Raw genomic sequence first — 25,893 nt, forward strand, 5'->3', positions numbered from 1 at the left:
TATCCGAAGCTTTAAAAAAATAAAAATTTACCCAAATATGGAAAATTGCTAGCCGCGAGAATGTAATATCACGCGAGTAAAAAACGTGCGAGCATAAAAGTAGCGTAAGCTTTAAGATTTAGAGAAAATTTTGATTTTTAATGAGGAAGGTATACCTAGAGTGGGCGGAGCCCCGTGTATCCGACCGAAGCAAAAATCAAAATTTGCCTAAACATTAAAGCTTGATAGCAGCAAAGACTTAACATAGACCGAGTAAAAGTATACGAGTGCGTAACTTAGACCTAGTAAGACAATCCCCCCTTTTCTTAACCTCCCTAAACTGCTAAACTGTATATATGAAAAAACTCCTCCTCCCCATTCTGGCCCTGACGCTCTGCGCCTGTCATAAAAAGCAGGAGGAGCAAAATACACCACAAGCCCCCGTGCTTGCCCAAATATCAGGGGAAGCTATCACCGAAGCGGATTTTAACGCTCAAGCGGCGGAGCTTGACGATTCCTTTAAGAAATTTCTTCAGACAGATATCGGCAAAGAAAACTTTTTAAATTATCTTATCAACGAGAAACTAATGTTAAAGGCCGCAAAAGACGCCGGCCTTGAGCAAAACCCGGATTATATTAAGGAAATTAAGGATATAGAAACCGAACAGAAAACCAGGCTGGAAAAGGCAAAAGCATACGCGCTTAACCGGCTTCTCCTCCAAAAACTTTATGAAGACGGCACCATAGCCGTAAGCGAAGAGGAAATAAAAGCCTATCACAAAAAATATCCTTATCAAATTTATTTGCTTGAAATACTGCTGACCGACCCCAAAGAAGCGGCCGACGTAACCCGCGCCATAAGAAATTCCAAAACCAAACAGACTTTTGAAGACGCCGTAAAGAAATTTTCAAAAGATCCGGTATCAAAAAAGAACAAAGGCGCGCTGGAACCGTTTATCCCGGGCGAATATCTGCCGCAGATAGAAGTAGCTGCGGCCAATACGCCGACGTATCAGGTGCAGGGTTTTATAAAAACGCCGCGCGGATTTCATATAATAATGAAAACGGGCGAAGAAAGGCTGACCTACAATCAGGCAAAAGAACGTATAAGACAAATTTTGGAAAAACAAAAAATGGACGCGTACTTAAATTCCCTTAAAAGCAAGTATCGCGTGGAGGTAACAACTGATGAAACTAAATAAAATAACCGCAATAACGCTGGCCGCATTCTTAGGCGCGGCTGCGCTTAATGCGAAAGTAGTCGATTCCACCGTGGCTACGGTAAACGGAAAACCGATTTTAAATTCCGAATATGAAAAAGTATCCCAGGCGACTTTGGAAAACTATAAAAACAGAGAACCCGCCGTACTTGCAAACAAAGACAATGTTACGGCCATTAAAGAAGAAGTCTTAAACCAAATGATAATAGAACAGCTGCTTTTGCAGGCCGCCAAAGAACAAAACATTAAGGTAAAAGACAGCGAAGTCAACGAAAGCATAGTGGAAATCAAAAAGCGTTTTCAAAAGGACGCTTCCGGCAAAGATTTGACCGAAAAAGAAGCCCAAAAAGCTTTTAATGACGAGCTTAAAAAAGAAGGCCTTACATATAAACAGTTTGAAAACAGAATCAAAGACCAGCTGGCGGTAAAGAAAATGATTGATTCCGTCGCCAGAGAAAAGGCAAAAGCCCCTACCAAGGAGCAGACCCAGCAGCTGTACGACGATATCCGCGTTTTAATGAAAGGCGAACAGGCCGCAATTAAAAAACTCTCCAGAGAAAGACTTGAACTTGCCGCGCCTTTGGCCGCCAAGCTTACCCAGCTTACGGCCGAACAAATAAAACTTTCCCCCGTGTTCGTGAAAGTTGATAAAAACGCGACTCAGGCCAACTGGAAACTTAAGGAAAAAGAAGCCAAAGACATCAAAAAGAAAATCGCTTCGGGCAAAATAACCTTTACGGAAGCCATAGAAAAATTCTCCGACGACAAGACCCCGTTGGCCGCCGGCGGAGAAATGATTTTAATCCGCGGGCTTATGCCTAAAGATTTTGACGATAAAGTGTTTAACGTAAAAGTCGGCGAAATAAGCGACCCGATTAAAACCGAAGACGGCTACTACGTTATAAGAGTAAACGAGAAAAAAGCGCAAAAAGATTTTACTTATAAAGAAATCGAACCGGAACTCGCCCGCTTTTTGGCCGCGGCCGAAATGCAAAAAGCCAATATTGAGTTTTTAAATTCACTCAAAGACAAAGCGGAAATCAAAGTAATGGTTAAATTTGAATATTCCCAGCCCGCACCCGAGGCAAAAACCGAGGCAAAACCTGCGGCAAAGAAATAAATAAAAAATTCCTTTTAAGGGCGGGGAATAACCCGCCCTTTTTTATTATGAAGAAAATCATCATCACATTGGGCGACCCTTACGGCATAGGCCCGGAAGTAACTTTTAAAGCTTTAAAAAAACTTAACGCAAAAGACGCCGCATTTACGCTGATAGGCGACGTTGACGCTTTTAAAAAATCAGGCGCGCTTGAGGGCAATATCAGCTATATAAATATAACTTCAAATTACCGCGCGCCGCAAAAGCGCGAGCCCTCAAAAAGAGGAGGAGAAATTTCTTTTAAAGCCGTAGAAAAGGCTATCGCCCTTACCGAGGAGTTAAAAGCCGACGCTCTAATCACCGCGCCGATATCAAAAGAGGCTTGGCAATCTGCCGGCGTAAAATATATGGGACATACGGAAATTTTACGCGAGCGCGCCGGCAATCCCGGGGCTTTGATGATGTTTAGAAGCGGAAGGCTTTGCTGCGGATTGGTAACAGAACATTACGCCTTAAAAGATTTAAGCGAAGCCATAACCAAAGAAAGAATTAAAGAGGCGGCCAAAACACTGGCGGCGCAAATCGCCCCCGAGGCTCTTATTGAAATATCCGCGCTTAATCCGCACGGCGGCGATGGCGGCAAAATAGGCTCGGAGGAAATAAAAACCATAATACCCGCCGTGCGGGAACTGCAAGAAGCAGGCATAAACGCCGCAGGCCCTTATCCCGTAGACGCTTTATGGCTTAGGCATATAAACGCAAAAAACGACGCCGTTTTGATGATGTACCACGACGCGGCCCTGCTTGGGCTTAAACTGGCCGCGAAAGAGCCCGTAATCCATATTACCGCCGGCCTTAAATTTTTAAGGCTCTCCCCGGCGCACGGAACCGCTTTTGACATTGCTGGGCAAAACGCGGCGAATGAATCTTCAATGCTGGCGGCGATAGAATACGCTTTGCAAAGGAAACAATAAAGCGTTCTCCACACCTAATAACACAGCGCAATTGATATAAATTATTCTCTTAAAGCGGTTAAGGCCAAAACTTCCCGCGCGCCGGCTTTTTTGAGTACGCGGGCGCATTCTTCCAAAGTCGCGCCGGTGGTGCAGACGTCGTCTATTAAAATTACGGCTTTGCCTTTTACGCTTATCCCGGGTTTAAGTTTAAAAGCGTCTTTGATGTTTTCTTTTCTCTCGGCCCTGTTAAGAGAAGTTTGGCTTTTGGTTTTATTGACTCTCAGCAAAATATCTTCCGCCGGGATATGATTATATTTTGAAAGTTCCTCCGCCAAAAGCCAAGCTTGGTTAAATCCCCTTTTGCGCATACGGCTTTTGTGTATCGGAACCGGCGCCATGAGTTCGGCTTCGAAATAAGGCGGATTCTCCTTAAAAGTTTTGTACATTAAAGGCGCGAAAAACTTGGCCGCGCATACATACTTTTCATATTTAAAAGCGTGCACCAAAGCGCGGGAAGGCTCGTTGAAACATAAGGCCGATCTTATATAAGAACATTTATACTTGGCGGCTTTGCTTCCGCGGCAGTTAAAACAATGTGCGCCGCCGCTTTTAAGCGGAAGCCCGCACCTTGCGCAGATAAGGCCTTCAACCGGCTCAAGCTTTTTTGTACACTCCCGGCAGAGCAAAGCGGAGTTTTTGCGCGGGATATCGCGCCCGCAGCAAAAGCAAGTCCTCGGGAAGAAAATATGCAAAAGCAAATTGCCGGCTTCGCGCAAAAGTTTAAACGCCATAAGACCCCGTTAAAATTGTATAGTAAGCATTGTGCCTATATTATAGGCCGTGTAAGAATCTTCCGCTATGTAAAGATGTTTAAAGTCCTGAAACGCGCCGGATAAAGTCAGGCGGACGTTTTTGGAAATTTCATAATCCAGGCTTGTTGTAATATCAATTAAATCACGGTTCTCGTCCACGGTAAAAGAACGCCTGCGCGAATAACTGGCGGTGGTGTTCCATATAACGCGGTTCGTCATAAGATACTGCGCGCCCAACAGCGGCAGACGGAAGCTGAACGGCAAATTAAAATCCACCCTGACGTTAAGGCTGGGCACTATTTCCTCAACCCGGTCGACCAACACGTCGCCGACTTCTTCGCTTTTGTCATAGATATAAGTTATTTTCGGCGTGAAGCGGAATGCACGGTGGGAAAATGACGTCTGCGCCGAAAAATCTTTCCTTAAATAAGTGGCCAAAGGCTCGTTTACTTTAAGATCCGTTTTATCCTGACGCTGCTCGGTGTAGCTTAAAGTCGTATCAAAATAGTTAAAAAGAACAAAGCGCAAATCACCGCCGTAAGCCACGTCCTCTTTATAATCCGTGCCTAAAGTTTCATTGGTGGAAAACGCATATTTAAGTTTTAAATTCGCCCCGGAAAGAACCTTGCCCGAAGAACCGAAAAACTTTTCCAGTTCGTCTATATAGAACACCACATCCGGCAGGGTGGAGGTTACCGTTTTATATTCAGAACCCAAATCTTCAGTCGTTTGATAACTGCGGGAGAAGTTGTTGATAACGGAAATCGTTTTTATCGGCGCGGCCATACCGCTGAATCCGTATTCTTTAAAAGGCGACCAGCGCATCGCCGCGCTGTAAGTGTCGCGCATAGTAAGACTGCTTCTGTAGCTGTAAGGGGAATTTATGCCCATGGAGCTCCTAAGCCAAAGTTTATCCAAAGACTCAAAAGAATCCGGCACGTTTTCCCAAGCGTCGCCGTCCTGCAGTCTGTAGGAGCCGGAAAGCGTCAAGGCCGAAAACAATTTGGATTTGGGCAGCATATCACGCCCGTTTAAAGAAAGTGCCACGTTTCCTTCGGAACTTCTGTTAATGCTTTTTACGTCGCCGATGTCAAAGGTATAGGTTGTATCATTGGCTTTATAAGAAGTTCTGCTGAGATTGTTGTTTTCCTTAACGCTTACGCTGTAACTGGCCGTAGGAGTAAGCCACGGGCGCAGCCTTAAAGCCGTACTGACCGAAGCCGTTTCCGATGCGTATTTGCTGTATTTTTTATTCTTGAAAGATTCTATACCGTCGGAAGCGTCAAAATATTTCCTTTTTTCGTCGGCGGAAGTAAGGCTGTAACTCGGCACGATAGAAGTGCCCTGCCAGGGGGATAAAGTCATCTTAAAATTATAGTTTTGGGTAGTAGTGTCGCTGTTATAATATCCGCCGGAAGAGGAAACCAGCTGGGCGTCGCTGTAATCTATTTTGCTTTTTACCAAAGAAGTACCCGCGGAAAAGCTTTTTATTATATTCTCTCTGCTCTTGGCGGTGTGGTTGAGAGTGAGGCTGTACGTGTCGCTGTCGTCTTTTCTTTCCAGCATTTGGTAATCGGCGTTTTCAAAAGAGTAACTTACGCCGACAGTCGGCAGTTTCCCGTCTATATATTCCGCGTTGATGCTGCCTCTGTCGCGGTTGACTTCGCCTTTGTCCAAAAGGCTGACGGTATTGCTGCTGTTATAGCCCAGCACGTCGGGCGTTATCGTGTTGGAGCGGTAATAATTGGCGTTTATTGGAAGTTTTTTAAAGCGTTTGAATTTTAAATAGTAATCTTCCTGACGGTTTTTCTGATTTGTGGCCACAGCTACCGGCGTTTGGAAGTTTTCGTCCATATAAGTTATCTTGCCGCCTGCGTCGAACCAATTATCCACGCTTACTTTGGCCTGGGCCATATAAGCGTTGCCGACGGTAACCATGGAATCCGCAAGGAAAATATCATCAAGCCATACTTCACCCTTAGGCGTTGTTCCGTCCGCTTTGATTATACCGGCCGTTATTATGCCTACGCGTTTATAGTTAAGCATACCTTCGTTTACGACGGAAGCATCATATTTGGAAATATTTTCCCAGCGGTCGGGTATATTATCGCCGTTGGTATCAATAAGTTTAAGGCTGTAAAGCCGCCAAGCGTCTTTAAAATCCAAAGGAACACGGACTTCGCTGTAATTGTTTTCGTCTGCGGCGATACGCAGATAAAATGAAGTGTCTTCGTCTATGTCCCCGTTATTGTAAAGTAAAAAACGGAACTGCCTGTGTTTGGAAAAATCCATCGCGCTGAAGTTATGCTGGACAGAAACTTTTTCAAGCGCGGGATTTTTGCCGAAATCATATTGCAAAGCCAAAGACTGCTCCTCTATATTATTGGTGCCGTCGTCCTTTTTAAGGTCGTTGACGGAACCGTACAAGGTGCGGAAGACTTCCCCTCCGTCGCCTGCGTCGCTGAAAATAGGTTTATAATGCGTATTATCAACATTGTTTATGCCGTAGCTTAAAAGCACTTCTTCATCCGTATCCAAGGGCTGCCACACGCTGCCGGAAACCCCCAAAGAAGCTATCCTTATCTGCCCCTTAAGTTTGCCGCCGTTAGGGTTCCTTTTAAGCGTAACGCGCATTTGCTGGATAGAAGTCCAATCCGTACCCCAAACATTTGTGGCAGAGCCGAAGTCCACTTCCTGATTGAAAGTTTTCCAGCCGGAAAAGTTTATTTCCCCGCCAGGCAGGCCTTGTATCTCCTGCCCGGCGAAGCCGAAGCTTCCGCCGGAAGTCAAATCTTCCGAATCCAAAAGCCCGTTTCCGTTAAGATCCTGAGTTTCTATCTTCCCGGTAGGCTGAGGCAAAGGATTGTAAACGTTATCTGCAAAAGGATTATAACGCTGATAAGAACCGTCCGGGTTGATATAGAGCCAGCCCATATCTTCGGAATTGGTAAGTTTGCCCGTACACCTTAAATCTTCGGTTTTGGGGACGGTGTTCATACCGGCTACATAATACTTGCTGCAAACGGGGAAGATTTGATCCAGCTGAAATCCGGCCGCCAAAAGCGAGGAGTAATCGCCGTAGTTATCGGACATTTCATTAACCGTACCGAAAGTTACGTTGATAAGAGGGCCGTTTTCTTCCCCCTGCATGGTAAGTTCAAATAGGGTTTTATCGGAAAAGTCCACGCCGGAATTGCTTATCGGGAAGACTATTGAAACTTCGTCCCTGTCGCCGTACCCTTTATCTTGGGCTATGCTGAAATCGTAATTTATAAGCAGGACGTTTTGTTTGTCGTCGCCGTTGGCTATGGCTGACGGGTTTATTTGCAGCATGGGTACATCCTGAGAATCCCAGCGGACGGCGTCAAAAAAGTTGCTTTCCGCCGTGGGGTTTGAGGCTATCTTCCAATCGCTGTATACGGTTGAAGCTTTTATGTATTCTTTGGTTTCTTCCATGCTGTCTATCATCGCGTAACCAAAGAGGTTTTCATCCTTTCGGCTTTGCGCCGCCTCGCCGCCCAAACTGACATGTACGCCTTCGGCGACTTCGACCTTAAAATCCGCCTCCATGGCCATTAAGCTGCTGGCCGTCGCGCCCACGTTGGGAACGCGTTTCGGCTCGCTGCCGGATTCGTTCAACAAACTTGCGCCGACGGATATTTTATCCGTAAAATCATAATTAAAACGCCCGCCCATAAGCGCGGTGTCTTCCCCGCCGCCGGATACTTCGTAAGTAACGTCAACTACGCTGTTGGAGCCTATTAAATCGGAATTATAAAACGTTATGAAGCCGGATGCGTAATCCACGTAATAATCTTTATTGCGCGCCATAGTGGCCCCGTTTACTTTTACAGTTTCTGACTGGACGACGATATCCGATTCCAGAAAGTAAGTCTTAACCGTTGACGTATACTGAACGAAAAAGTATCTGTTGGTTGAGGAAACCGGCGTGGAATTATACAGGCTTACGTCGCTGAAACGCCCGCCTATTTTGAATATGCCCTTATCATAATCTACGGTAAACTGACAAAAAGGCCTCGTATCGGAAGAAGCGCATACTTCCGCGCCGTCGGATTCAAGAAGTTTCAAAATAAAATTGCCGCTGCCGTCATCGCGCGTTATCTGCGTGGCGCCGATATTGTAGTAACGCTTTATTTCCAACTGATAATCAAGCTCGTCGGAAGAGGATATCGGGCGGTCATTGTTGGTTTTAATCAGTATCGGGTAACCGTCAGGCTGGGCGGAAGAGGGAACGGCCCCCTGTGAATTTTCATAATCAACCGCAACGACGTCCGTGGCGTTAAGGCTGTTGTTAAATATTAAAATATTTTGATTGTAATCAACGGTATAATCAACGCCGCGCGTTAAAAGCCTGAATGCGGCCGTGCCTCCGTTTGAAGGATAAACCGCGCCCGTTTTTATATCCACGGCTTTCATGGCCACCTGATAGCCGCCGTTGGTATGATCGTCTATATAAACGCGCTCCGTACCCTGCCTTATCGCGTAAGCCCATTGAGTGCTTGCGCTTGCGCCCGTTTGGTAGCCGAAGGTAAGGTCGTAATATTTGCGCCTGATATACTGCAAATCTTTAATGTTGACGGTTTCAAAAACGCTGTCGCCTTTAAATTGTTTGCTTTTGCTTTCGCCTTTGTTTTGACTGCCGATAAGCCTTAAATGCGCGTCGCCGTACTGAAGGTGCATCTTGGCGCCGAACACCTGTTTACTGTAAGATATAAATTCCGTTCCGGGAAGCGAAAGTTCTATATCGCCGAAATCCGCGCTTTGCACTATCTCGCCGGGTTTGCCGCGGTAAGAAACGCCGATGTTTTGGGCGTCTTCGCGTTGGTCGTCATAGTCGATGTCGACAAAGATTCTGTCGCTGATTTTGCCCTGCACTTTAAGCTGCATTTCCTGCTCAAATTCCATGCTGCTGGTATTTCTGTCATCTACGGTGCTTTTGTTTTCCTTATATTTTTTTACGTCGTATTTTATGCCGAAAGTTTTGCGCCCTGTCATGGAAATGGTGGTGCCGTATATAGGCAGCAAAAGCGAAGGATTTAAAATTTCGATATATTCCGTGGCGCGCTCTTTGATTTCTATACCGCCTTCCATATCTTTTATGACGTTTTCCAAATAAGCGCGGTTATAACGGAAGTAATCGTCTTCCTCTTCCGGGGAAGTTTCCTCATAAGGAAGCAGAAGGGGCTTTTCTTCCGCCAAAAAACCGTAGCGGGAAGGCTCAAAAAGTTTTATTCCGTCGCCGAAGCGGCTTGGGTCTTTAAGAACGGAGTTTTCAAAAGATTGTTCTTCGGCTTTGTCCGGCGAATCGGGCCGCGCCTCCGCGCCGAAAGCGCTGAGGCTGAAACAATCCGTAAGCAGGCAGAAGCACAAAAACAACCTTAATAATTTTTTAAGCACAAAATCCTCTAGTTTAATTCTATAAAAAATAATAAGCAAGCGTATAATTTATATGCTTGCTTATTTAAATGTTTGAATATATGGCTATATTATCAAAATATTATATCTTAAGCAGTTTAAACTCCGCATACGCCACCGCAGCAAACAAGACCACGGGCAGCCAGCCGGCGACAGCCGGGTTTATCATTCCGCTTTCACCGGCAGAAGTCAGCATGGAAACTATCCACCAAAACGTAAAACCTATCGCTATGGCCGCCACGATATTAAGAAGTTTGCTGGAACGTTTTAAAGCTATAGCAAAAGGCATACCCAAAAGGCACATGATTACGGTGGCGAAAGGCGCGGCCAATTTGGAATGGAAGAAAGTTTCTTCCTGGAAAGTGGTAAGCCCGCTGGCTTTTAAAAATTTGATGCGTCTTATCAAATCGCTTATGCTGAGGTAAGAAGGCTTTGCGCTGCCGACGGCGATTTGGTCCGGCGGAACGGTAAAATCGGAATCCAATACGGAAAAGCTTTCCTCCGTAACCGCGGCGTTTTTGCCGAAATATCTTATAAAACCGTCTTCAAAAATCCATTTTTCTTTATTTTTATCCCAAACGAAACGCCTCGCGCTGATTTGGGAAGTTATGGACCAGCTGTTATCGTAAACGTCTATAAACATACCGTCCATGACGCCCTCGTCGGCTTTAACCGTTTTGGCAAAAAGAACGCGCTGATTATCGAGCCTTAAAGTAACGTCGTTCTGCACGTTGAAATACCATTCTTTTTTGCCGCGTATTTTACGCTGCAAAGTAAGCTCGGCCTTTTTGCTTAAGTCCGGGACGAAAAATTCCTGCACGCAAAAGCCGGCCACGGCCACTAAAAAAATACAGGCTATCAAAGGTTTGAATATTTGCCTTACGGAAAATCCCCCGGCAAGGCACGCCGTCCACTCGCCGCTTGCAATCATATCGGATATGACAAAAAGCGCGCTTAAAAGGCAGGCTACGGGCAAAATCTGCACAAGCCAGGAAGGCATTGTAAGGAAGCTGTATTTAAGCACAAGCCCCAAAGTGGTGCCGTAGCTGTTTATCCAGCGGATTTTCTCCAAACTGTCGCCCAAAAATATCAGCACCGCAAAAATGCTGATTATAAAAACAAAAGGGCCCCAAAATTTTTTGGCTATGTAGCCGTAAAGTATTTTCATCAGTCGGAAAGCCTCTTCTTCCATAAATAAAGGCCGGCGGCAAGCCCGCAAACCACGGGCAAAAAAGGCGCGGCGTAGACCAAAGCGGCGTTTTCCACTTTTTCCGCTATACTGTTGCCGACCGTTATAAGCCCGAAATAGGCGAAAATAAAAGCCAAGCTGTAAATCATGGCGCCGGCTCTGCCGGCTTTTTTCGTATTGACGAAAGCGACCGGGCAGCTTAAAAGGAAAAATATCAAGGGGCATAAAGCCATCGCCATACGGTAAGTAACGGCGGGGCGGTATTCCCGCCATTCTCTTTCGCCCATAGACGAAGGACCTTCCTTAATCGCTTTTATAAGCTGCGGGGTGGTAAGTTCGGAAGCTTTTACGCGGTGGTCGTCGTCAGTTTTCTGCGTCAAAGGGATAAATACGGAGTATTTGTTAAATTCCGAAGTGATTATTTTTCTGCTTTCAAGGGAATATACGCGCTGCATTTGGCCTTTATACAAAGTAAGGGAAATACCGTCCCCGCCTATGTCGACTTTTCCTTCGGAAGCGTTTACTTTGGTGCTGAAAGCGCTGTCGTCGTTTTTGCGGGAAAGGTGAACCTGATAAATCGTTTTGTTCTTTTTATCCACGTTCTCGGCGAACAAATCCCAGTCGCCCAAATTTATAAATGTTTTAGGTTCTATGTTTACTTTTGAAATTTTGGAAGCTATATCGGCCTTGCTCTGCTCGACGTGATGCCGGCCCAAAGGACTAAGCCAGCCGTTTAAGCCGGTCATTACAAGCACCAAAAAAGCGGCGAAAATCAAAATCGGTTTGGATATCTCCATGAACGAAAATCCCGCCGCGCGCAAAGCCATAACTTCCCCCGTTTGGCCCATGGAGGTAAGCGTCATTAAAATGGAAATCTGGAAGGCCATGGGGACGCTGAGCACCAAAATATCCGGCACCATATACATCATCGTCGAAAATACCCACAGAATATCCGCGCCGTAGTTCATCGCATAAGTAAAAATCTGCGAGAACTGCCCCATAAAAACGACAAAAACGAAAACGAACAATATTCCCGAAAAGAATATCGCCAAATTCTTAGCTATATATCTGAATATTATCCCTGGCACAGATTTATTTTAGCAAATATATGCAAGGCGCGCCGCAAAGCCTAAAACGCCCGCGGAGCAAAAGCCGCGCGGGCTGCGTCTTTCCTTTTGGCTTAAATTTTTGTATATTGCTTTAACAGAATTATATTTATTGAGGTATTTATGGCTAATGATATCAGATTTTCTACGGCCGGTTTCAGGGGCGCAATAGCCGAAAATGTAACCGCGCAAAACATTTACAGGCTTTCCGTTGCCATAGCCGAACACATTTTTACAGACGAATACTACGGATTTGAAGGCGAAGGATACCAAAAACACATAAGAGAAAACGGCTTCAAATTTAAAAGGCCCATGGTAATAGTGGGTACGGACACGAGGTTTATGTCGGATAAATTCGCAGATATAGTCTGCGACGTTTTAGCCTCAAAAGGCATAAGCGTTAAAAGGGCGTTTTATCCCCTCCCTACTCCTGTGGCGGAATGGGCCGTACTTAAACAGGGCGCGGTAGGCGCTGTAGTCATCACCGCAAGCGAAGCCGATTATCATCAAAACGGGCTGAAATGGATCTCCTATTACGGCGGCATAGCCAACAATGAAGTTATTTCCGATATAGAAAGCCATATACCGGGCGCAAGCTCCGTAAGGGAACTGCCGGAATTCGGCTATAAAAACTCCGCCGTCAGCGAATTTAACTTCAGGGACGAATACATAAAACATTTGTCTTCCCTGATAAACGTAAAAGCCATAAAGAAAGCCAAACTTAAAGTAGGTATAGATCCGCTTTTCGGCACTGCGGACAATTACTTCAGGGAATTTCTGAAACTTTGCGGATGCGAAGTTGAAGGCCTGCATGAAGGGACCGACGTACTCTTCGGCGGAAAAGTACCCAATGCCGGCCCAATAGCTTTGGCGGAACTCAGCAAGCTAGTAGTTAAAAAGAAGCTGGACGTCGGCATAGCCTGCAATACGGATTGCGACAAATTCGGCATTATCGGGCCGGACGGATATTGGATTTCCCCAAACCAAATAGCCCCGATACTTTTGGAGCATATAATAGAATACAGAGGCCAAAAAGGCCGCGTTTGCAGAAGTTTGATTACCACCAATTTGATAGACGAAGTCGCCAAAGCGCACGGCCTGGCCGTACGCGAAACGCCCGTTGGCTTTAAATACATCAACGAACTTATGATGACGGGGCAGTATATATTCGGCGCGGAAGAATCCGGCGGTGTGGCCATATCAAACCATATGCCCGATAAAGACGGTCTTATGGCCTGTATGCTTACTTTGGAAATGCTCGCCGTAAGCGGAAAAAGCCTTAAACAGCTTTTTAAAGATTTCTACAAAAAATACAATATGTACTACGACAAAAAGGTAAGTATCCCCAAGAGAGAGATTGAAATTAATCAAATTATGGAGAAACTTAATCTTAGGCCGCCTTTGTCAATAAACAAGACTTCCGTTTGGAGAATAGACCAAACGGACGGCTTTAAGTTTATATTGAGAAACGGCAGCTGGCTGGCTCTTAGGCCTTCGGGAACGGAACATCTTATAAGGATTTACGCCGAAGCCAAAGACGAAGCCGCGCCGGCAAAACTTATAGCCGAGGCGCAGAAGATTATAGAGTCTTTATCCGAAGAATAAAGACCTCAAGGGGTAGCAGTATGAAAATAAAGAATATAAAAGCCAGGGAAATCTTGGATTCAAGGGGATTTCCCACGGTTCAGGCCGACGTAGTACTGGAAAACGGCGCTTTCGGTTCGGCGGCGGTGCCCAGCGGGGCTTCCACCGGCAGCCATGAAGCTTTGGAACTGCGCGACAAAGACGAAAGATACAACGGCAAAGGCGTGCTGAAAGCCGTGGCGAACGTAGCCAAAATAGAGAAGCTGCTTCAGGGTTACGATATTGAAGACATGCGCCTTATAGACAAAGCCATGCTGGATTTGGACGGAACCGAAAATAAAACTTCTTTGGGGGCAAACGCCATACTGGCCGTATCAATGGCGGTTTTAAGGGCCGGCGCGGCAAGCTTAAACGAACCGCTTTACCGCTATTTAAGGCGCGCTTACGAACTGCCGGAAGAAGGCTGGCTGATGCCCGCGCCGATGCTTAACATCATCAACGGCGGCAAACACGCCGACAGCGGCTTGGACGTGCAGGAATTTATGATAGTTCCCGCTTTTGCGCCTTCTTTTAAAGAAGCTCTGCGCGCCGCGGCGGAAACTTATCACGTTCTTAAAAACGATCTCGCAAAAAAGGGTATGGTTACGGCCGTGGGCGACGAGGGCGGATTTGCGCCTAAAATAAGTACGCACGCAGAAGTTTTGGAAACTATAATATCGGCCGCAAAACAGGCGGGATATCCCGAAATGAGCCTTGCTTTGGACGCCGCCGCGAGCGAGTTCTTCCATGACGGCTCTTACAAATTTGAAGGCCAAAACAGGACTTCCGGGCAAATGACGGAAATTTATTCTTCCTGGACGGAAAAATATCCTCTGGTTTCCATAGAAGACCCTTTGCAGGAAGACGATTGGGCCGGCTGGCGGCATTTTACGGAAAAGCTCGGCAAAAAGATAAATATAGTCGGCGACGATTTGTTTGTTACCAACAAGAAACGCCTGGAAAAAGGCATAGAGGAAAAAGCCGCCAATTCAATTTTAATAAAACTTAACCAAATAGGCAGCGTAAGCGAAACGATAGACGTGATTTATTTGGCGAAACAAGCCGGATACACCACAATTATATCGCACCGCTCCGGCGAAACGGAAGACAGCTTTATAGCCGATCTCGCCGTGGCCGTAAACGCCGGGGCAATAAAAACCGGCGCGCCGGCAAGAAGCGAAAGGCTTGCCAAGTACAACCGTCTTTTGCTGATAGAAGAGAAACTGGGCGGCAAAGCCGTTTACGCCAAAGACAAAACATTTAAAAAATGACTGTTTTAAAAAAAGCGAAATTTCTTCTGATAGCGTTGGCGGTTATGGCCGCGGTTTTACTGTTCAACGGAAGCTTTTTAAGCTTGACGCATAATATCCTTGAACTTAAAAAATTAAACGCGCATTCCGCCGCGCTTGACGAAGAATATAAAAAACTCGCCGAAGAATACCAAAAAATTCAGGAAGGCGACACTTCTTATTTACAAAGAACGGCCCGGGTTAAATACAATATGGTAAAACCCGGAGAAATAGAATTTAGGACTGCAAAATGAAAGTATATATCCTCCAGCTGGGCGAAATGGGCAACTGCACCTATATAGTGGAACATAAAGGCAAGGGCCTTATCGTTGATCCCACTTGGGACATGAAAGCCATTTACAGGCTGCTTGAAGACGAAAAAATCACCCCGGAAGCCGTATTGTTCACACACGGCCACTACGACCACGTAGCCGGCGCGCAGGAACTTATGCGCAAATACGGGATTAAAGGCTATATAGAAGCCTCCGACGCGGAAAGCAGCCGCCTGCCGGAAGAACAGCTTATAACCTATGACGGCGACCACAGCGAAAAACTGGCCGGGCTTACGGTCAGCTTTTTAAGTACGCCGGGGCATACCAAAGGTTCCGTCTGCATAAAAATCGGCGATATACTTTTTACCGGGGACACTTTATTCCCGAACGCCTGCGGAAGGACGGATCTGCCCGGTTCCGACCCCAGGCAAATGACTAAAAGCCTTCAGCGTTTGGCCGCTTTGCCCGGCAAAACGACTGTTTATTCCGGCCACGCTTACGGCTCCGACGGAACCGGCAGCACGACGATAGAAAAGGAAGTAAAGAACAATCCTTTTATCAAAATGGCCTTAAGAGAACCCGACAATTTTGAAGATATGATATGACGAAATACGCCCTTATAACCGATTTTGACGGAACAATCACAACCCAAGATATAGGCAATGCGCTTTGCATTCATTACGGGCTGACTTCGCCCGAAAAAATAGAAAAAGCCTATAACAGCAAAGCCGACGCCAGGGAATGGATGAAAAACCATTTCGGTTCCGTAAAAACCACGAAAGAAGAATTTGAAAAAATAATTCTTGAAAAAGCTTTGGTCCGTCCCGGCTTCAGGGATTTGTGTCTTTACGCCAAAAAACACGATATTCCCTTTGAAATCGCCTCCGGCGGGCTTGATATTTACATTAAACCGGTGCTTGAGGCCTTCGACTGCACTCAAATAAAAATAGGCAGCGTCAAAGGAGTAATAAAACCGGAAGGCATAGAAGTAACCTTCCCGGATTATAACGGCCTTACCATGGAAGCTTTTAAAGAATCACGCGTAAAACATTACAAGAAAGAAGGGCGCAAAGTAATATTCTTCGGGGACGGGCCCGGCGATTTTGAGGCCGCACTCTCCGCAGATATAGTTTTTGCGACTTCCCGCCTTGAAACTTTACTTAAAGAACGCGGCATGCAATATATTCATTTTGACGATTATACCTTGGCTTTTGATTTGGTAAGGGGGAAAGATGTATCCGTATCTGCTGCCTGAGATTTTCGGCCGCACCATCCCGATGTACGGCGTAATGACGGCTTTAGGTTATTTGGCGGCGATACTTTATTGCCTGCATTACAAGCAAAGGCTCGGCCTGAGCAAAGAGCGGCTGCTTGATATTATTTTTTACCTTATTTTGGGCGCGCTTATCGGCGGGAAATTGTTTTTTATAATTCTTAACCGGGACGCTTTCGTCGCGTCTTCCGTAATTGAGAAACTGCGCTACGGTTTTGTGTTTTTCGGCGGGCTTATAGGCGCGGCGGCGGCAGGATTTTGGGCCGTCAGAAAAAATAAAACGCCGTTTTTTAAAGCGGCGGACTTTTTTGCACCCGCCGTGGCTTTGGGGCACTCATTGGGCAGGCTAGGCTGTTTTTTTGCGGGGTGCTGTTACGGCAAAGAAGCCCCGGAAGCCCTTGGCGTACACTTTACAAACCCGGATTCTTTGGTGCCGGCGCATTTGCACGGTCATGCGCTTTACCCGGTGCAATTAATAGAAGCGGTACTTGTTTTCGCCTTATTTTTGGTTCTTAACAAACTTTCACAAAAAAGCCGTGAACGCGGCACTTTAAGCGCGGTTTACGTGCTGGGCTATTGCCTAATAAGGTTTTTTACCGAATTTCTGCGCGCGGACGACCGCGGTGCGTTTACGGCGGGGATGTCCCCCTCACAAATAATATCGCTGCTGCTGGCCGGCGCGATGACAATTTTTCTTATTAAGAGGACTTATGCAAAAAAAACAAACGATAATATTTGAAGGCAAACAAAAACGTCTTGACGTTTTTGCAACAGAATTTTGCGAAAATTACTCAAGAAGCCTTATCCAAAACCTAATTAAGGAGGGTTTGGTTACCGTAAACGGAAAAGCCAGAAAGCCCTCTTGGCCGCTGGAAGACGGCGATATTATTGAAATAACTTGGCCGGAAATTTCTTCAAAATTGAACCTTAAGGATATTATCGTTGCGGAAACTAAAGATTTTATAGTGATAAATAAGCCCGCAGGCGTTTTGGTGCACCCGCAAAGTTCAGCCTGGGAGGAAAACCCCGAAGTCTTAGAAGGTACGGAAGAAACTTTGGTAACGGCGATACTAAAAAGCAAAATAAAGAATTTTGAAAACCCTCCCCGCGCGGGGCTGGTTCATCGTTTGGACCGCGAAACAAGCGGCATTATGATGATAGCCAAAAATGAGGAATTTCAGCTGGCGGCAAGCCAAATGTTCGCAGACAGGCAAATGTATAAAACATATAACGCCATTTGCTGCGGCGACATACCCGACGACGAGGGCATTATCGATGTGCCCATAGGCCGCCTTGCCGGAGGGAAAATAAAAGCCTCCCCCCTGGGACGGCAAGCCGTAACGGGCTATAAAGTTATTGAGCGCGCAAAAGGCTTTTGCTTTATGGAACTTTACCCTAAAACCGGCAGAACAAACCAGCTGCGCGTACACATGAGCTGGCTGGGCTACCCGGTATTGGGCGATTGGCTGTATAAGGGCGCACAGGCCCCAAGGCTTATGCTTCACGCCAGAAAACTGGAATTTAAACATCCTTTTACAGGCAGAAAGCTTTGTTTTGAAGCCGAACCGCCGGTCGATTTTATGCAAGCCTGGCGGGAAGTCAAATCCGGCAAGAAAGCCTAAAAAATCCTCCGCACTTTTCGGTTTCGCTATTAAGGAATTGATTTATACCCCCAAGGGCCAAAACTATAGCAGATTGATTTTTCAAACTTTACTTACGTGATTTTTCATATTTGAGCGGGATTTGAGTTTTTGAGGATGAAGGTATACTAAGCATGATGCCGGCAAAGCCGGCGCAGTATCCGACTGACGAAAAAACACAAATACGGCCAAATACGGAAGTTTGCTAGCCATAAGAACCTAATATCACGCGAGGAAAGAACCTCAATTTACCCAAATATGGAAAATTGCTAGCCGTGAGCGTAAAACTTAGCATGAGTCAAACAAAATCAGGCCAAATACGTAAGCTTGCTAGCCGCGAAAATTTAACTTAACACGAAAAAAGAAAACACTAAAAAGCCCTCCTTGCGGAGGGCTTTTCTTAAAGAGGTATATTCCCTTTATTGGGATTGTTCTTAGGGTCCCGCTTGTTCTTTAATATCCTAAGCGCCCTTATAATACGCTGACGCGCGGTTGAGGGCTCGATAACCTCATCAATAGAGCCCGTTGACGCCGTTTGATAAGGGGAGGCAAACTTGGCCGCATATTCCTTGGTAAGTTTCTCCTTAAGTTCTTCAACTTTGTCTTTGGGAGCGGATTTAATTTCCTTGGAGTAGAGTATCTCAATCGCTCCGCGGGGGCCCATAACGGCGATTTCGGCCGAAGGAAGGGCAAAATTAAAATCACCGCGTAAATACTTAGAACTCATGGCTATATACGCGCCACCGTAGGCTTTGCGCAGAACCAAAGTAATCTTGGGTACGCTGGCTTCGGAGTAAGCGTAAAGCAGTTTCGCTCCGTGCCTGATAATACCGCCGTGTTCTTGCTCCACGCCGGGCAGATATCCGCCGATGTCGACAAGCGTAAGTATCGGTATGTTAAAAGCATTTAAAAAGCGTACAAAACGCGCCGCTTTATCGCTGGCGTGCAAATCAAGCGCGCCGCCCAAGTGATCGGAATTGTTTGCGACCACTCCGACGACTTCCCCGCCCATGCGGATAAAGCCCACTACGACGTTTTTGGCAAAATCGCGGTGTATTTCAAAGAACTTGTTTTCATCGGCGAGTTCCCATATAGCATGCTGTATGCGGAATGGCATTTTGGGGTTCATGGCGCAAATCTTTTCCATGATGGGGGTTTTCCTTTCCGGGGAATCTATCGTGGTGGTGCTTAAAGGTTTTTCATTGCAGCTTTGCGGAAGGAAAGTAAGCAAATCGCGCACCTGCCTGAAGCAATCCTGTTCGCTGTTGGCGACCATGTGGCATACGCCGCTTTTTTGGCTATGGGCTTTGCTGCCGCCCAAAGTGTCAAAATCGACGTCTTCGCCGGTGGCGGATTTAACCACGCCCGGCCCCGTTACAAACATATGGCTTATGCCGTCAACCATAAAAATATAGTCCGTCAAAGCCGGAGAATAGACCGCACCGCCCGCGCAAGGGCCCAAAATTACGGAAATTTGCGGAATAACGCCGGAAGCTTTAACATTCCTGTAAAAAATTTCGCCGTAGCCGTCAAGGCTGTCAACGCCTTCCTGTATTCTGGCGCCGCCGCTGTCCAAAAGGCCGATTACCGGGATTTTGGCTTCAAGCGCCAAATCCATTATATAAGCTATTTTCTGCGCGTGGGCCAAACCCAAAGATCCGCCGAGCTGGGTAAAATCCTGCGCGAATATGGCGACTTCCCGGCCGCTTATGCGGCCGAAACCGGTTATTACGCCGTCGCCTTTTAAATCCTTTTCCGCTATGCCGAAATCTGTACATCTTGATTTGGCCAAAGTGCGGATTTCAAAAAAGCTGTTCTCATCCAAAAGATACTGTAGTCTTTCGCGCGCCGTAAATTTGCCTTTCTTCTTCTGCGCTTCCACTTTGTCGGCCGGGCTGGTGCGGGCCTTTTCCATATTCGCGCGGAAAGTTTTTATATTTTCCGGCACGGAAGTTTCTTTGGCATCTCTGCTTTCCTTAATGTCTTTGGCTTCTTTCTGCGCCGCGCCTTTGGCGTCCTTCTTAACTGCTTCTTCCATAAAAATCCTCTCTATAAAAGCGGAGCTTCACTGGCAACGGCCAATTTATAGCCCCCGTCTAAATCTTTGACGTCCACGTGTACGTTCGGGCTGCCTAATTTAGCCCATAAATCCAATGCTCTTCCGTAGAATTGCAAATGTCCGTTTATAAATCTGATATCTTTGGTGTCCAATGAAAGGCCAACGCCCATAAACTTAAGCACCGCTTCTTTTTTGGCCCAAAGTTCCGTTAAAAATACCGGCGCGGAAGAGGATATTTCCTCCGGGCAGAAGCTTTGATTCATCCAAGCATGGCTTCTGGGTTCTATAACTTCCATATCAACTCCTATGCCCATGCCCGTAGTGGCTATGGCCGCGGCGGCAAAATCGCCGCTGTGCGTTATCGATACGGGCAGGTTGCAACCGCACGGAACGCCTAAGGCCGGCTGGCCGGAAGTTCTGTTGAGAACTTCTATTTGACGAATGTCAAAAATAAAAAACCCGCTGGCAAGATTCTTTAAAGCGTATCTTCCGCCGAGCCATTCGCGGCGGCGTTTTTCCACTTTAAAACCTTCATAAGTTTTAAGTTCCCTGGGGCTTAAAAATTCCTCCGCGGGGGGAAGCTTGTCCAAATCCACTATTTTAAGTTTATAACTCATTTAAATCTCCGCGCTGATAAAATAAGCTCCGCCTAAAAAGGCGGAGCCCGCAGATTACTGGCCTATCATTTGATAGTCCGAAAGTTCTATCCAAAGCTTGCCTTTTTCATCAAAGACAAAGCCGTCGTAAATACTCTTGCCTTCTATGTTCTTACCTGTGAAAACGGCCAAAGTATAAAGCTTATTGGGGGCTTCACCTTTGCCGTGTATGTAAATTTTGCCGATTGAATCGGGCAAGGTCATGCGGTTTTCAACGGCCAAATCCCTGTATCCGCAGGTTTGGAAGCAGGCTTCAATAAGCATAGGATAAGCCAAAAGATGTTTCGGACCGTCGTGGAAAAGAACCTGCGAAGGTTTTTCGTAAACGCCGAGGACGGCGTTTTCGTCTATTTTAAGTATACCGCCCAAAACCTGGAAAGAAGGCCCGTGGAAAAACTTGGAATAAATTTCTTCTTTGGTCACGGCAAAGCCGGAAGTCCCAAAATCAAATTTATTTTTGTAGTTGTTCCATTTGCTTTCAAAATGTTCCAAAACTCTGGCCGTAAAATGGCGGCGCGTATTGCCCATTTTTACGCCTTTGCTGTTGATGAAATCGGATTCGATTTCCATGCTGACTTTACCGCCTTCGTTTACGCCTTTTATGCGTACGCTCTGAGGGCGGCGCCTAAGCAATTTGATAGGGAGGTAAAAGTGAACGTCTTCCAAACCCTGAGGCGTTTTGCCTTCAAGCATGGAAGCGGTTTCCATAAAAGTTTCTATACCCATAACGCCCGGGACATAAGGGGTGCCTTCAATGGCGTGATCAAAAAGAAAAGGATATTCAGCGTTAAAGGTGTTTTCCGCGGCGATTTCTTTGCCGGCGGAAAGGTTTTTAACTTCTCCTAAAAAAAAGTTTTCGGTTTCGGCTTCGGGCTGTTTTACGCTTTCCTGAGCGGGTTGTTCGGCGGGAGCTGAAGATGATGCGCCGCCTTTATCGCCGCCGTTGCCGCCGGAGGGGGTGTTGCCCCCCTCCTCGGTTTCTTCTTCAAGAATGAAAGGATCGTTAATCCTGACTTGGCCGTCCAAGTCGAGCGCGCCAAGGTCGTCGGTAAGTACGATTTCAGGCACGCGTCCGTAGACGATTTCGTTCAAGAATATCTGCATACCGTCGTAAGGATCAACGAACTTAACGCCGTGTGAAGTTAAGAACTCCACCACGCCCGGGCGGACGCCCATGCCGACGTTGGCGTAAGCGCTCATGTCAATGCTGACAGCCCTTTGGCCTTGGTTATGCAGGGAGATGCACAATTTTGCCAAGAAGTCGTTTGCGCTGGCGTAGTCGCTCTGGCCCAAATTGCCGTATTTGCCGGCGATTGAAGAGGCGAAAGCGTAGAAGCCCGTATCTTTTACGAAGTTCAACGCTACGAAAGCGGCCGCGCTGGTGGCTTTAATATCGAAAGTTCTGTAATATTCATCGGTGGTTTTATCCGTGAACAGTTTAGATTTTTCAAAACCGGCGAAGTGTATCAACCCGTCGACTTTGCCGTATTTGGCTTTGATTCTGGTTACGACGTCTTTCATCATGCTGCCGTTGGTAACGTCGCATTGATAATAGTCGACGTCGCCGCCCAAAGCTTTAATCTTCTGCATGTTCTTGTAAAGAGTAATGGAATCTTTTACCTTGCCAAAAGCCCTTTCAAGCATGACGGGCGTGGCGCGCACGCTGGTGTCAGCTTTCATATCAAGCCACATTTTTTGTTTAAGCTCTTTAAGTTCGGCTTCGTTCAAAGTGGCCCAATAAGGCGTTTTGTCCGTAAGTTCAATGATATCAAGTATCAGCACTCTGGCTTTATACTGGGAGGCGAGTTTCTGGGAAAGTATCGCGCCCAAGCCGCGGCCCGCGCCGGTAAATGCAACCGTTTTGCCGGTTAAGTCCATATGTTTTCTGGACATATTTAACTTCCTCGGTACGGAGAACAAAGTGCTTCTGTTGCCTTGATAGTAGCTTACCATGCCCCTGTCATCGCCTTTAAACAATTCGTGAATTGTCTTTACGGCCATGTATTCGGGCTCGGCGGAAGCTTCAAAATCCATAATCTTGGAGAATACGCCGCCGATTTGGTAGAAGTCTTTCCTTAAGCAGTTGGCCGCGCCGCAGACTGAACCGATTGTAGGGCTGATAGCCTCTTTGGTTTTGTAAGCGAATGCGCCGTCAACTTTAAACACCACGGAAAGGAAGGTGTCCGCGTCATCGCGTTTGGACATATCCTTTACAAACACCTTGCAAGCCATAAACAAAGGCATTAAGAATTTGGTCAAATCGGCATGCGGATTGATTTTCTTGTCAAACTTCTTAATGGAGCAAGGCAAGAGGTAAACTATACCCTGCACCGCACCCGGATTTTCCTTGGCGTATTGCTCAAGCGCGGCGGTGGTTTCTTCAAGGCTGTCCCAATTTACGATAGTAGTATTTTTGCTGCGCGTTTTAAGCGTGGTAAAGATATGAGTCTTTACGCCCAAAGCTTTAAAAACGTCAACATAAGCCCTGGTTAAAGCCGCGCTGTCGGAGAATATCAACACCGTTCTGTCGGCGGATAATCTGCGGTTGGCTTCGGAAGTCAAAGGAGCGTCAACCAAAGTCGGGATGAAGCGGAGTTTCTTATTGTGGGAATCTTCGCCTTCATATTGTTTGGGTTCCGTTACCGCAGGAACCGGGGCAGGAGCGGCTTCCGCCGCAGGCTGAGCCGCGGGGGCGTTCTGCTCGACGGGAGCAGTCTGCTGGGCGGCCGGGGCCGCTTCAACGGCCGGCTGAGCCGCAGGAGCCTTGGAAGCGTTTAAAGCATAGTTAATGCAATGCCTTATCGTAGGATAATCTTTAAGCTGTATGCCTTCGGCCTGAGGCAAATTATACATTTCCCTCATTGCCGCGAAAAGTTCCGCTTGTTTTACCGTGTCGATACCGAGATCGGCTTCCATATCCAAATCAAGTTCCAACATATCTTTGGGGTAGCCGGTCTTTTCGGAAATCAAATTAACGATTTCTTCAGTTACAGTAGCTTCGTCAAGCTTCTTGGCCGGAGCGGAAACGGGCGCAGGCTGGGCGGATGCAACAGGCTGAGCCGCGGGAGCCGGAGCCGGCTGAACCGTTACCGGGGTTACAGCAGGCGTTACAGGCGCGGAGGCCTGTACCGTTTGTATCGGAGCAGGAGCCGTTGCCGTATTGCCGGCGTTATTGGACGCGCTCAACGCATAGTTAATGCAATGCCTTATCGTAGGATAATCTTTAAGCTGTATGCCTTCGGCCTGAGGCAAATTATACATTTCCCTCATTGCCGCGAAAAGTTCCGCTTGTTTTACCGTGTCGATACCGAGATCGGCTTCCATATCCAAATCAAGTTCCAACATATCTTTGGGGTAGCCGGTCTTTTCGGAAATCAAATTAACGATTTCTTCAGTTACAGTAGCTTCGTCAAGTTTCTTGGCCGGAGCCGGAGCAACGGCGGGCTGGGCCGCAACGGGCGCAGCAACCGGCTGAGCGGCAGGGGCCTGTTCGGCCTGAGTATGCAAATGCCCGGTAGCAGCTTTATCTACAAAAGCCTGAGAGGCTTCCATTACCAAAGCGGGCTTTTTGCCGGCCTGATAATTATCTTTAATCCTTAAAGTATTGTTTACGACTTCAAGAACAGGGGCTTCCTGATTGGAAGCTTCTTTAAGCCAATTCATATATTTTGCCTGGTCGATAATTCTGGGGGTTCCTTCGCTCCAAGTTTTTTCCTGCAAAGTCATAGAAAGCTGGGAACCGAAACCGGCGGCAAGCCTTAAAGCGTATTTAAAGTTATAATGGCCGCCTTTGCTGAGGTTAATGCCCGCAAGTTCCGGATCGGGTTCTTTATAGTTTGCGATAGGCGGAACATTGCCGGTGTTTAAAGAATGTACGGCGATAACGTCTTCAAGGCCCGCGCCCATGGAGTGGCCCGTAAAGCCTTTGGTGTTGCTGACGATTACGTTTTCGACGTCGCCTTTAAACGTATTCTTCAAAGCGAAGACTTCCGCGCTGGCGCTGCCGCCTCTGGCCGGGGTATAAGTTTCGTGAGAGATAAACACCATCTCTTTGGACATATCGGAGCGGCTAAGCCCGTATTTCTTTTCGGCTTTGCTCATCATTCTGTCCATAACCTCGGCGACGTGGTTGACGTCAATTCTCGTCGGGTGGAAAGCGCTGTTGGTAATTTCCGTAGCCAAAAGCCTGGTTAAAGGAGTCATACCGCGTTTGCGGATTTCTTCTTCGGCTTCCACTACCAAACCGGCCGCGCCCATGCCGACTATCATGCCGTTTCTTCTTCTGTCAAAAGGCAGAGCGGCTTTGGTTACGTCGGCCTCGCGGCTGACTGCGCCGGAAGCCAAAAAGCCGGCCAAAATCCATTCTTGAATTACATTGTTGGTTACGTCGTCGGCGGCAATAATGATTACCCTCTTCGCTCTGCCGAGTTTAATCCAGTCTTCGGCTACGCTGATAGCCTGCGCGGTTGAAGCGCATGCGCCGCTTAAGTGCGTCGCAGGTCCGCGCGCCCTTATCCATTGGCAGAACTGGCTGTGGGCTATAGGAATAGCTTTAAGCAGGAAATCCTGGGAGAAAACCCTGGCGTTATGATGTTCGTATTCGGCGAATTTTTCCTCAAACCAAGCTTTAATCTGGGCTTTGAGGGATTCATCGCTTATGCTGTTTATAATCTGCTCGTAGAAAGCGCGGACTTCTTTTTTGGTTTTGCCGATTAAAGCGTCGGCAACTTTCGTGGAAACTTCAAAAGCCCAGCTGTTGACAGTAGGGAAAGCGGACGTGAAAATTACGCCGGTGTCGTCTATCATGCTCTGCGGCAGGCCCCATCTGTCCGGCAAATAAGTCCCGGCGGTGGTGGGTTTATAATAAAGTACCAAAGGTATACCGGCATCTTTCAAAGCCAAAATGCCTGCGGCTATGGCCAAGGTAAAGCTCGGGTCCATGGATTTTACCCATTTCGCCGGCACGCCGAATTCCTTTTCCAAATCAAATTCGCCTTTTTTGGCCGCCAATTTAACGGATTGGGAAACGTCGGTCAGCTTTTCGACTCTGTGGTTTCCTACGCGGGATTTTACCACGTATTCAATGTTTTTGCTGATTTGTCTTTCCTGCTCGCTTACTGAAATATTTTCAATAAAATTTTTGCCCTGCAAAATTTCGTCAAGGTTGCCATCGCGGAAAACCTTTTGCCAGCTGCCGGGCGTACCGGCCGCTATGCCGCTTATGGCCACTTGCACTTCGCAGGGATTTTTAGCGGGCACGGCGCAGGTGCACACGGAAGCGGAG

The 25,893-nt window shown here is 46.9% G+C and carries 16 protein-coding genes and 1 pseudogene; 10 read left to right on the forward strand and 7 right to left on the reverse strand.

Annotated features, from left to right (window positions below; all coding sequences use genetic code 11):
- Positions 1 to 335: 335 nt before the first annotated feature.
- Genes ACQY26_RS02490 through ACQY26_RS02500 form a run of 3 tightly spaced genes read left to right on the forward strand, consistent with a single transcriptional unit; the run spans position 336 to position 3,272 of the window.
- Positions 336 to 1,181, forward strand: a complete 846-nt coding sequence (locus tag ACQY26_RS02490; RefSeq protein WP_428047498.1) for a peptidylprolyl isomerase — start codon at positions 336 to 338, stop codon at positions 1,179 to 1,181.
- A complete protein-coding gene (locus ACQY26_RS02495) occupies positions 1,168 to 2,319 on the forward strand; it encodes a peptidylprolyl isomerase (RefSeq protein ID WP_428047499.1) in 1,152 nt (383 codons plus the stop codon). The genes ACQY26_RS02490 and ACQY26_RS02495 overlap by 14 nt, the downstream gene beginning before the upstream one ends.
- A 47-nt stretch (positions 2,320 to 2,366) precedes the next feature.
- Positions 2,367 to 3,272 carry a PdxA family dehydrogenase gene (locus tag ACQY26_RS02500; RefSeq protein WP_428047500.1) on the forward strand — a complete coding sequence of 302 codons (906 nt, stop codon included), beginning with the start codon at positions 2,367 to 2,369 and terminating at the stop codon, positions 3,270 to 3,272.
- Between the two features lie 41 nt (positions 3,273 to 3,313).
- Here the strand turns inward: ACQY26_RS02500 and ACQY26_RS02505 are convergent, their stop codons facing one another.
- The 4 genes from ACQY26_RS02505 to ACQY26_RS02520 all read right to left on the reverse strand — a co-directional run bounded on the left by ACQY26_RS02505 (position 3,314) and on the right by ACQY26_RS02520 (position 11,779).
- A complete protein-coding gene (locus ACQY26_RS02505; RefSeq protein ID WP_428047501.1) occupies positions 3,314 to 4,045 on the reverse strand; it encodes a ComF family protein in 732 nt (243 codons plus the stop codon).
- 9 nt (positions 4,046 to 4,054) lie between these two features.
- The gene (locus tag ACQY26_RS02510) at positions 4,055 to 9,484 is read right to left on the reverse strand and encodes a hypothetical protein (protein ID WP_428047502.1); all 5,430 of its coding nucleotides are present in this window, start codon (positions 9,482 to 9,484) and stop codon (positions 4,055 to 4,057) included.
- Positions 9,485 to 9,584: 100 nt separating this feature from the next.
- A complete protein-coding gene (locus tag ACQY26_RS02515) occupies positions 9,585 to 10,670 on the reverse strand; it encodes an LptF/LptG family permease (RefSeq protein WP_428047503.1) in 1,086 nt (361 codons plus the stop codon).
- Positions 10,670 to 11,779, reverse strand: a complete 1,110-nt coding sequence (locus ACQY26_RS02520) for an LptF/LptG family permease (RefSeq protein ID WP_428047504.1) — start codon at positions 11,777 to 11,779, stop codon at positions 10,670 to 10,672. The genes ACQY26_RS02515 and ACQY26_RS02520 overlap by 1 nt, the downstream gene beginning before the upstream one ends.
- A 141-nt stretch (positions 11,780 to 11,920) precedes the next feature.
- Between ACQY26_RS02520 and ACQY26_RS02525 the strand changes: the two genes are divergently transcribed.
- The 7 genes from ACQY26_RS02525 to ACQY26_RS02555 are packed head-to-tail and all read left to right on the forward strand — an operon-like array spanning position 11,921 to position 17,876.
- On the forward strand, positions 11,921 to 13,402 hold the full coding sequence (locus tag ACQY26_RS02525; RefSeq protein WP_428047505.1) for a hypothetical protein: 1,482 nt from the start codon (positions 11,921 to 11,923) through the stop codon (positions 13,400 to 13,402).
- Positions 13,403 to 13,422: 20 nt separating this feature from the next.
- On the forward strand, positions 13,423 to 14,691 hold the full coding sequence (gene eno / locus ACQY26_RS02530) for a phosphopyruvate hydratase (RefSeq protein ID WP_428047506.1): 1,269 nt from the start codon (positions 13,423 to 13,425) through the stop codon (positions 14,689 to 14,691).
- Positions 14,688 to 14,963 carry an FtsB family cell division protein gene (locus ACQY26_RS02535; protein WP_428047507.1) on the forward strand — a complete coding sequence of 92 codons (276 nt, stop codon included), beginning with the start codon at positions 14,688 to 14,690 and terminating at the stop codon, positions 14,961 to 14,963. Before eno ends, ACQY26_RS02535 begins: the two co-directional genes overlap by 4 nt.
- Positions 14,960 to 15,586: an MBL fold metallo-hydrolase gene (locus tag ACQY26_RS02540; protein WP_428047508.1), complete on the forward strand. Its 627-nt coding sequence runs from the start codon at positions 14,960 to 14,962 to the stop codon at positions 15,584 to 15,586. Before ACQY26_RS02535 ends, ACQY26_RS02540 begins: the two co-directional genes overlap by 4 nt.
- Positions 15,583 to 16,236 carry an HAD-IB family phosphatase gene (locus ACQY26_RS02545; RefSeq protein WP_428047509.1) on the forward strand — a complete coding sequence of 218 codons (654 nt, stop codon included), beginning with the start codon at positions 15,583 to 15,585 and terminating at the stop codon, positions 16,234 to 16,236. The genes ACQY26_RS02540 and ACQY26_RS02545 overlap by 4 nt, the downstream gene beginning before the upstream one ends.
- Positions 16,214 to 16,993, forward strand: coding sequence for a prolipoprotein diacylglyceryl transferase (gene lgt, locus ACQY26_RS02550; protein WP_428047510.1), 780 nt, complete (start codon positions 16,214 to 16,216; stop codon positions 16,991 to 16,993). The genes ACQY26_RS02545 and lgt overlap by 23 nt, the downstream gene beginning before the upstream one ends.
- Positions 16,965 to 17,876: an RluA family pseudouridine synthase gene (locus ACQY26_RS02555; protein WP_428047511.1), complete on the forward strand. Its 912-nt coding sequence runs from the start codon at positions 16,965 to 16,967 to the stop codon at positions 17,874 to 17,876. Before lgt ends, ACQY26_RS02555 begins: the two co-directional genes overlap by 29 nt.
- Before the next feature lie 418 nt (positions 17,877 to 18,294).
- Here ACQY26_RS02555 and ACQY26_RS02560 read toward each other — a convergent pair whose 3' ends face one another.
- From ACQY26_RS02560 to ACQY26_RS02570, 3 genes and pseudogenes are all read right to left on the reverse strand, one after another.
- Positions 18,295 to 19,809, reverse strand: a complete 1,515-nt coding sequence (locus tag ACQY26_RS02560) for an acyl-CoA carboxylase subunit beta (RefSeq protein ID WP_428047514.1) — start codon at positions 19,807 to 19,809, stop codon at positions 18,295 to 18,297.
- Positions 19,810 to 19,943: 134 nt separating this feature from the next.
- The gene (locus tag ACQY26_RS02565; protein WP_428047512.1) at positions 19,944 to 20,570 is read right to left on the reverse strand and encodes a 4'-phosphopantetheinyl transferase family protein; all 627 of its coding nucleotides are present in this window, start codon (positions 20,568 to 20,570) and stop codon (positions 19,944 to 19,946) included.
- A 126-nt stretch (positions 20,571 to 20,696) separates the two neighbouring features.
- Positions 20,697 to 25,893, reverse strand: a pseudogene (locus ACQY26_RS02570) (SDR family NAD(P)-dependent oxidoreductase); the annotation flags it as partial.

This window comes from Candidatus Proelusimicrobium excrementi, from assembly GCF_937881865.1.
In the GTDB taxonomy this organism is placed as follows: Bacteria; Elusimicrobiota; Elusimicrobia; order Elusimicrobiales; family Elusimicrobiaceae; genus Proelusimicrobium; species Proelusimicrobium excrementi.

What these genes read in the sequence shown, in the direction of transcription:
- ACQY26_RS02505 (WP_428047501.1), bottom strand. Translation starts at nt 4,045, where the DNA reads ATGGCGTTTAAACTTTTGCGCGAAGCCGGCAATTTGCTTTTGCATATT.
- ACQY26_RS02490 (WP_428047498.1), top strand. Translation starts at nt 336, where the DNA reads ATGAAAAAACTCCTCCTCCCCATTCTGGCCCTGACGCTCTGCGCCTGT.
- ACQY26_RS02495 (WP_428047499.1), top strand. Translation starts at nt 1,168, where the DNA reads ATGAAACTAAATAAAATAACCGCAATAACGCTGGCCGCATTCTTAGGC.
- ACQY26_RS02540 (WP_428047508.1), top strand. Translation starts at nt 14,960, where the DNA reads ATGAAAGTATATATCCTCCAGCTGGGCGAAATGGGCAACTGCACCTAT.
- ACQY26_RS02525 (WP_428047505.1), top strand. Translation starts at nt 11,921, where the DNA reads ATGGCTAATGATATCAGATTTTCTACGGCCGGTTTCAGGGGCGCAATA.
- ACQY26_RS02515 (WP_428047503.1), bottom strand. Translation starts at nt 10,670, where the DNA reads ATGAAAATACTTTACGGCTACATAGCCAAAAAATTTTGGGGCCCTTTT.
- ACQY26_RS02500 (WP_428047500.1), top strand. Translation starts at nt 2,367, where the DNA reads ATGAAGAAAATCATCATCACATTGGGCGACCCTTACGGCATAGGCCCG.
- ACQY26_RS02560 (WP_428047514.1), bottom strand. Translation starts at nt 19,809, where the DNA reads ATGGAAAAGGCCCGCACCAGCCCGGCCGACAAAGTGGAAGCGCAGAAG.
- ACQY26_RS02565 (WP_428047512.1), bottom strand. Translation starts at nt 20,570, where the DNA reads ATGAGTTATAAACTTAAAATAGTGGATTTGGACAAGCTTCCCCCCGCG.
- ACQY26_RS02545 (WP_428047509.1), top strand. Translation starts at nt 15,583, where the DNA reads ATGACGAAATACGCCCTTATAACCGATTTTGACGGAACAATCACAACC.
- lgt (WP_428047510.1), top strand. Translation starts at nt 16,214, where the DNA reads ATGTATCCGTATCTGCTGCCTGAGATTTTCGGCCGCACCATCCCGATG.
- ACQY26_RS02555 (WP_428047511.1), top strand. Translation starts at nt 16,965, where the DNA reads ATGCAAAAAAAACAAACGATAATATTTGAAGGCAAACAAAAACGTCTT.
- eno (WP_428047506.1), top strand. Translation starts at nt 13,423, where the DNA reads ATGAAAATAAAGAATATAAAAGCCAGGGAAATCTTGGATTCAAGGGGA.
- ACQY26_RS02535 (WP_428047507.1), top strand. Translation starts at nt 14,688, where the DNA reads ATGACTGTTTTAAAAAAAGCGAAATTTCTTCTGATAGCGTTGGCGGTT.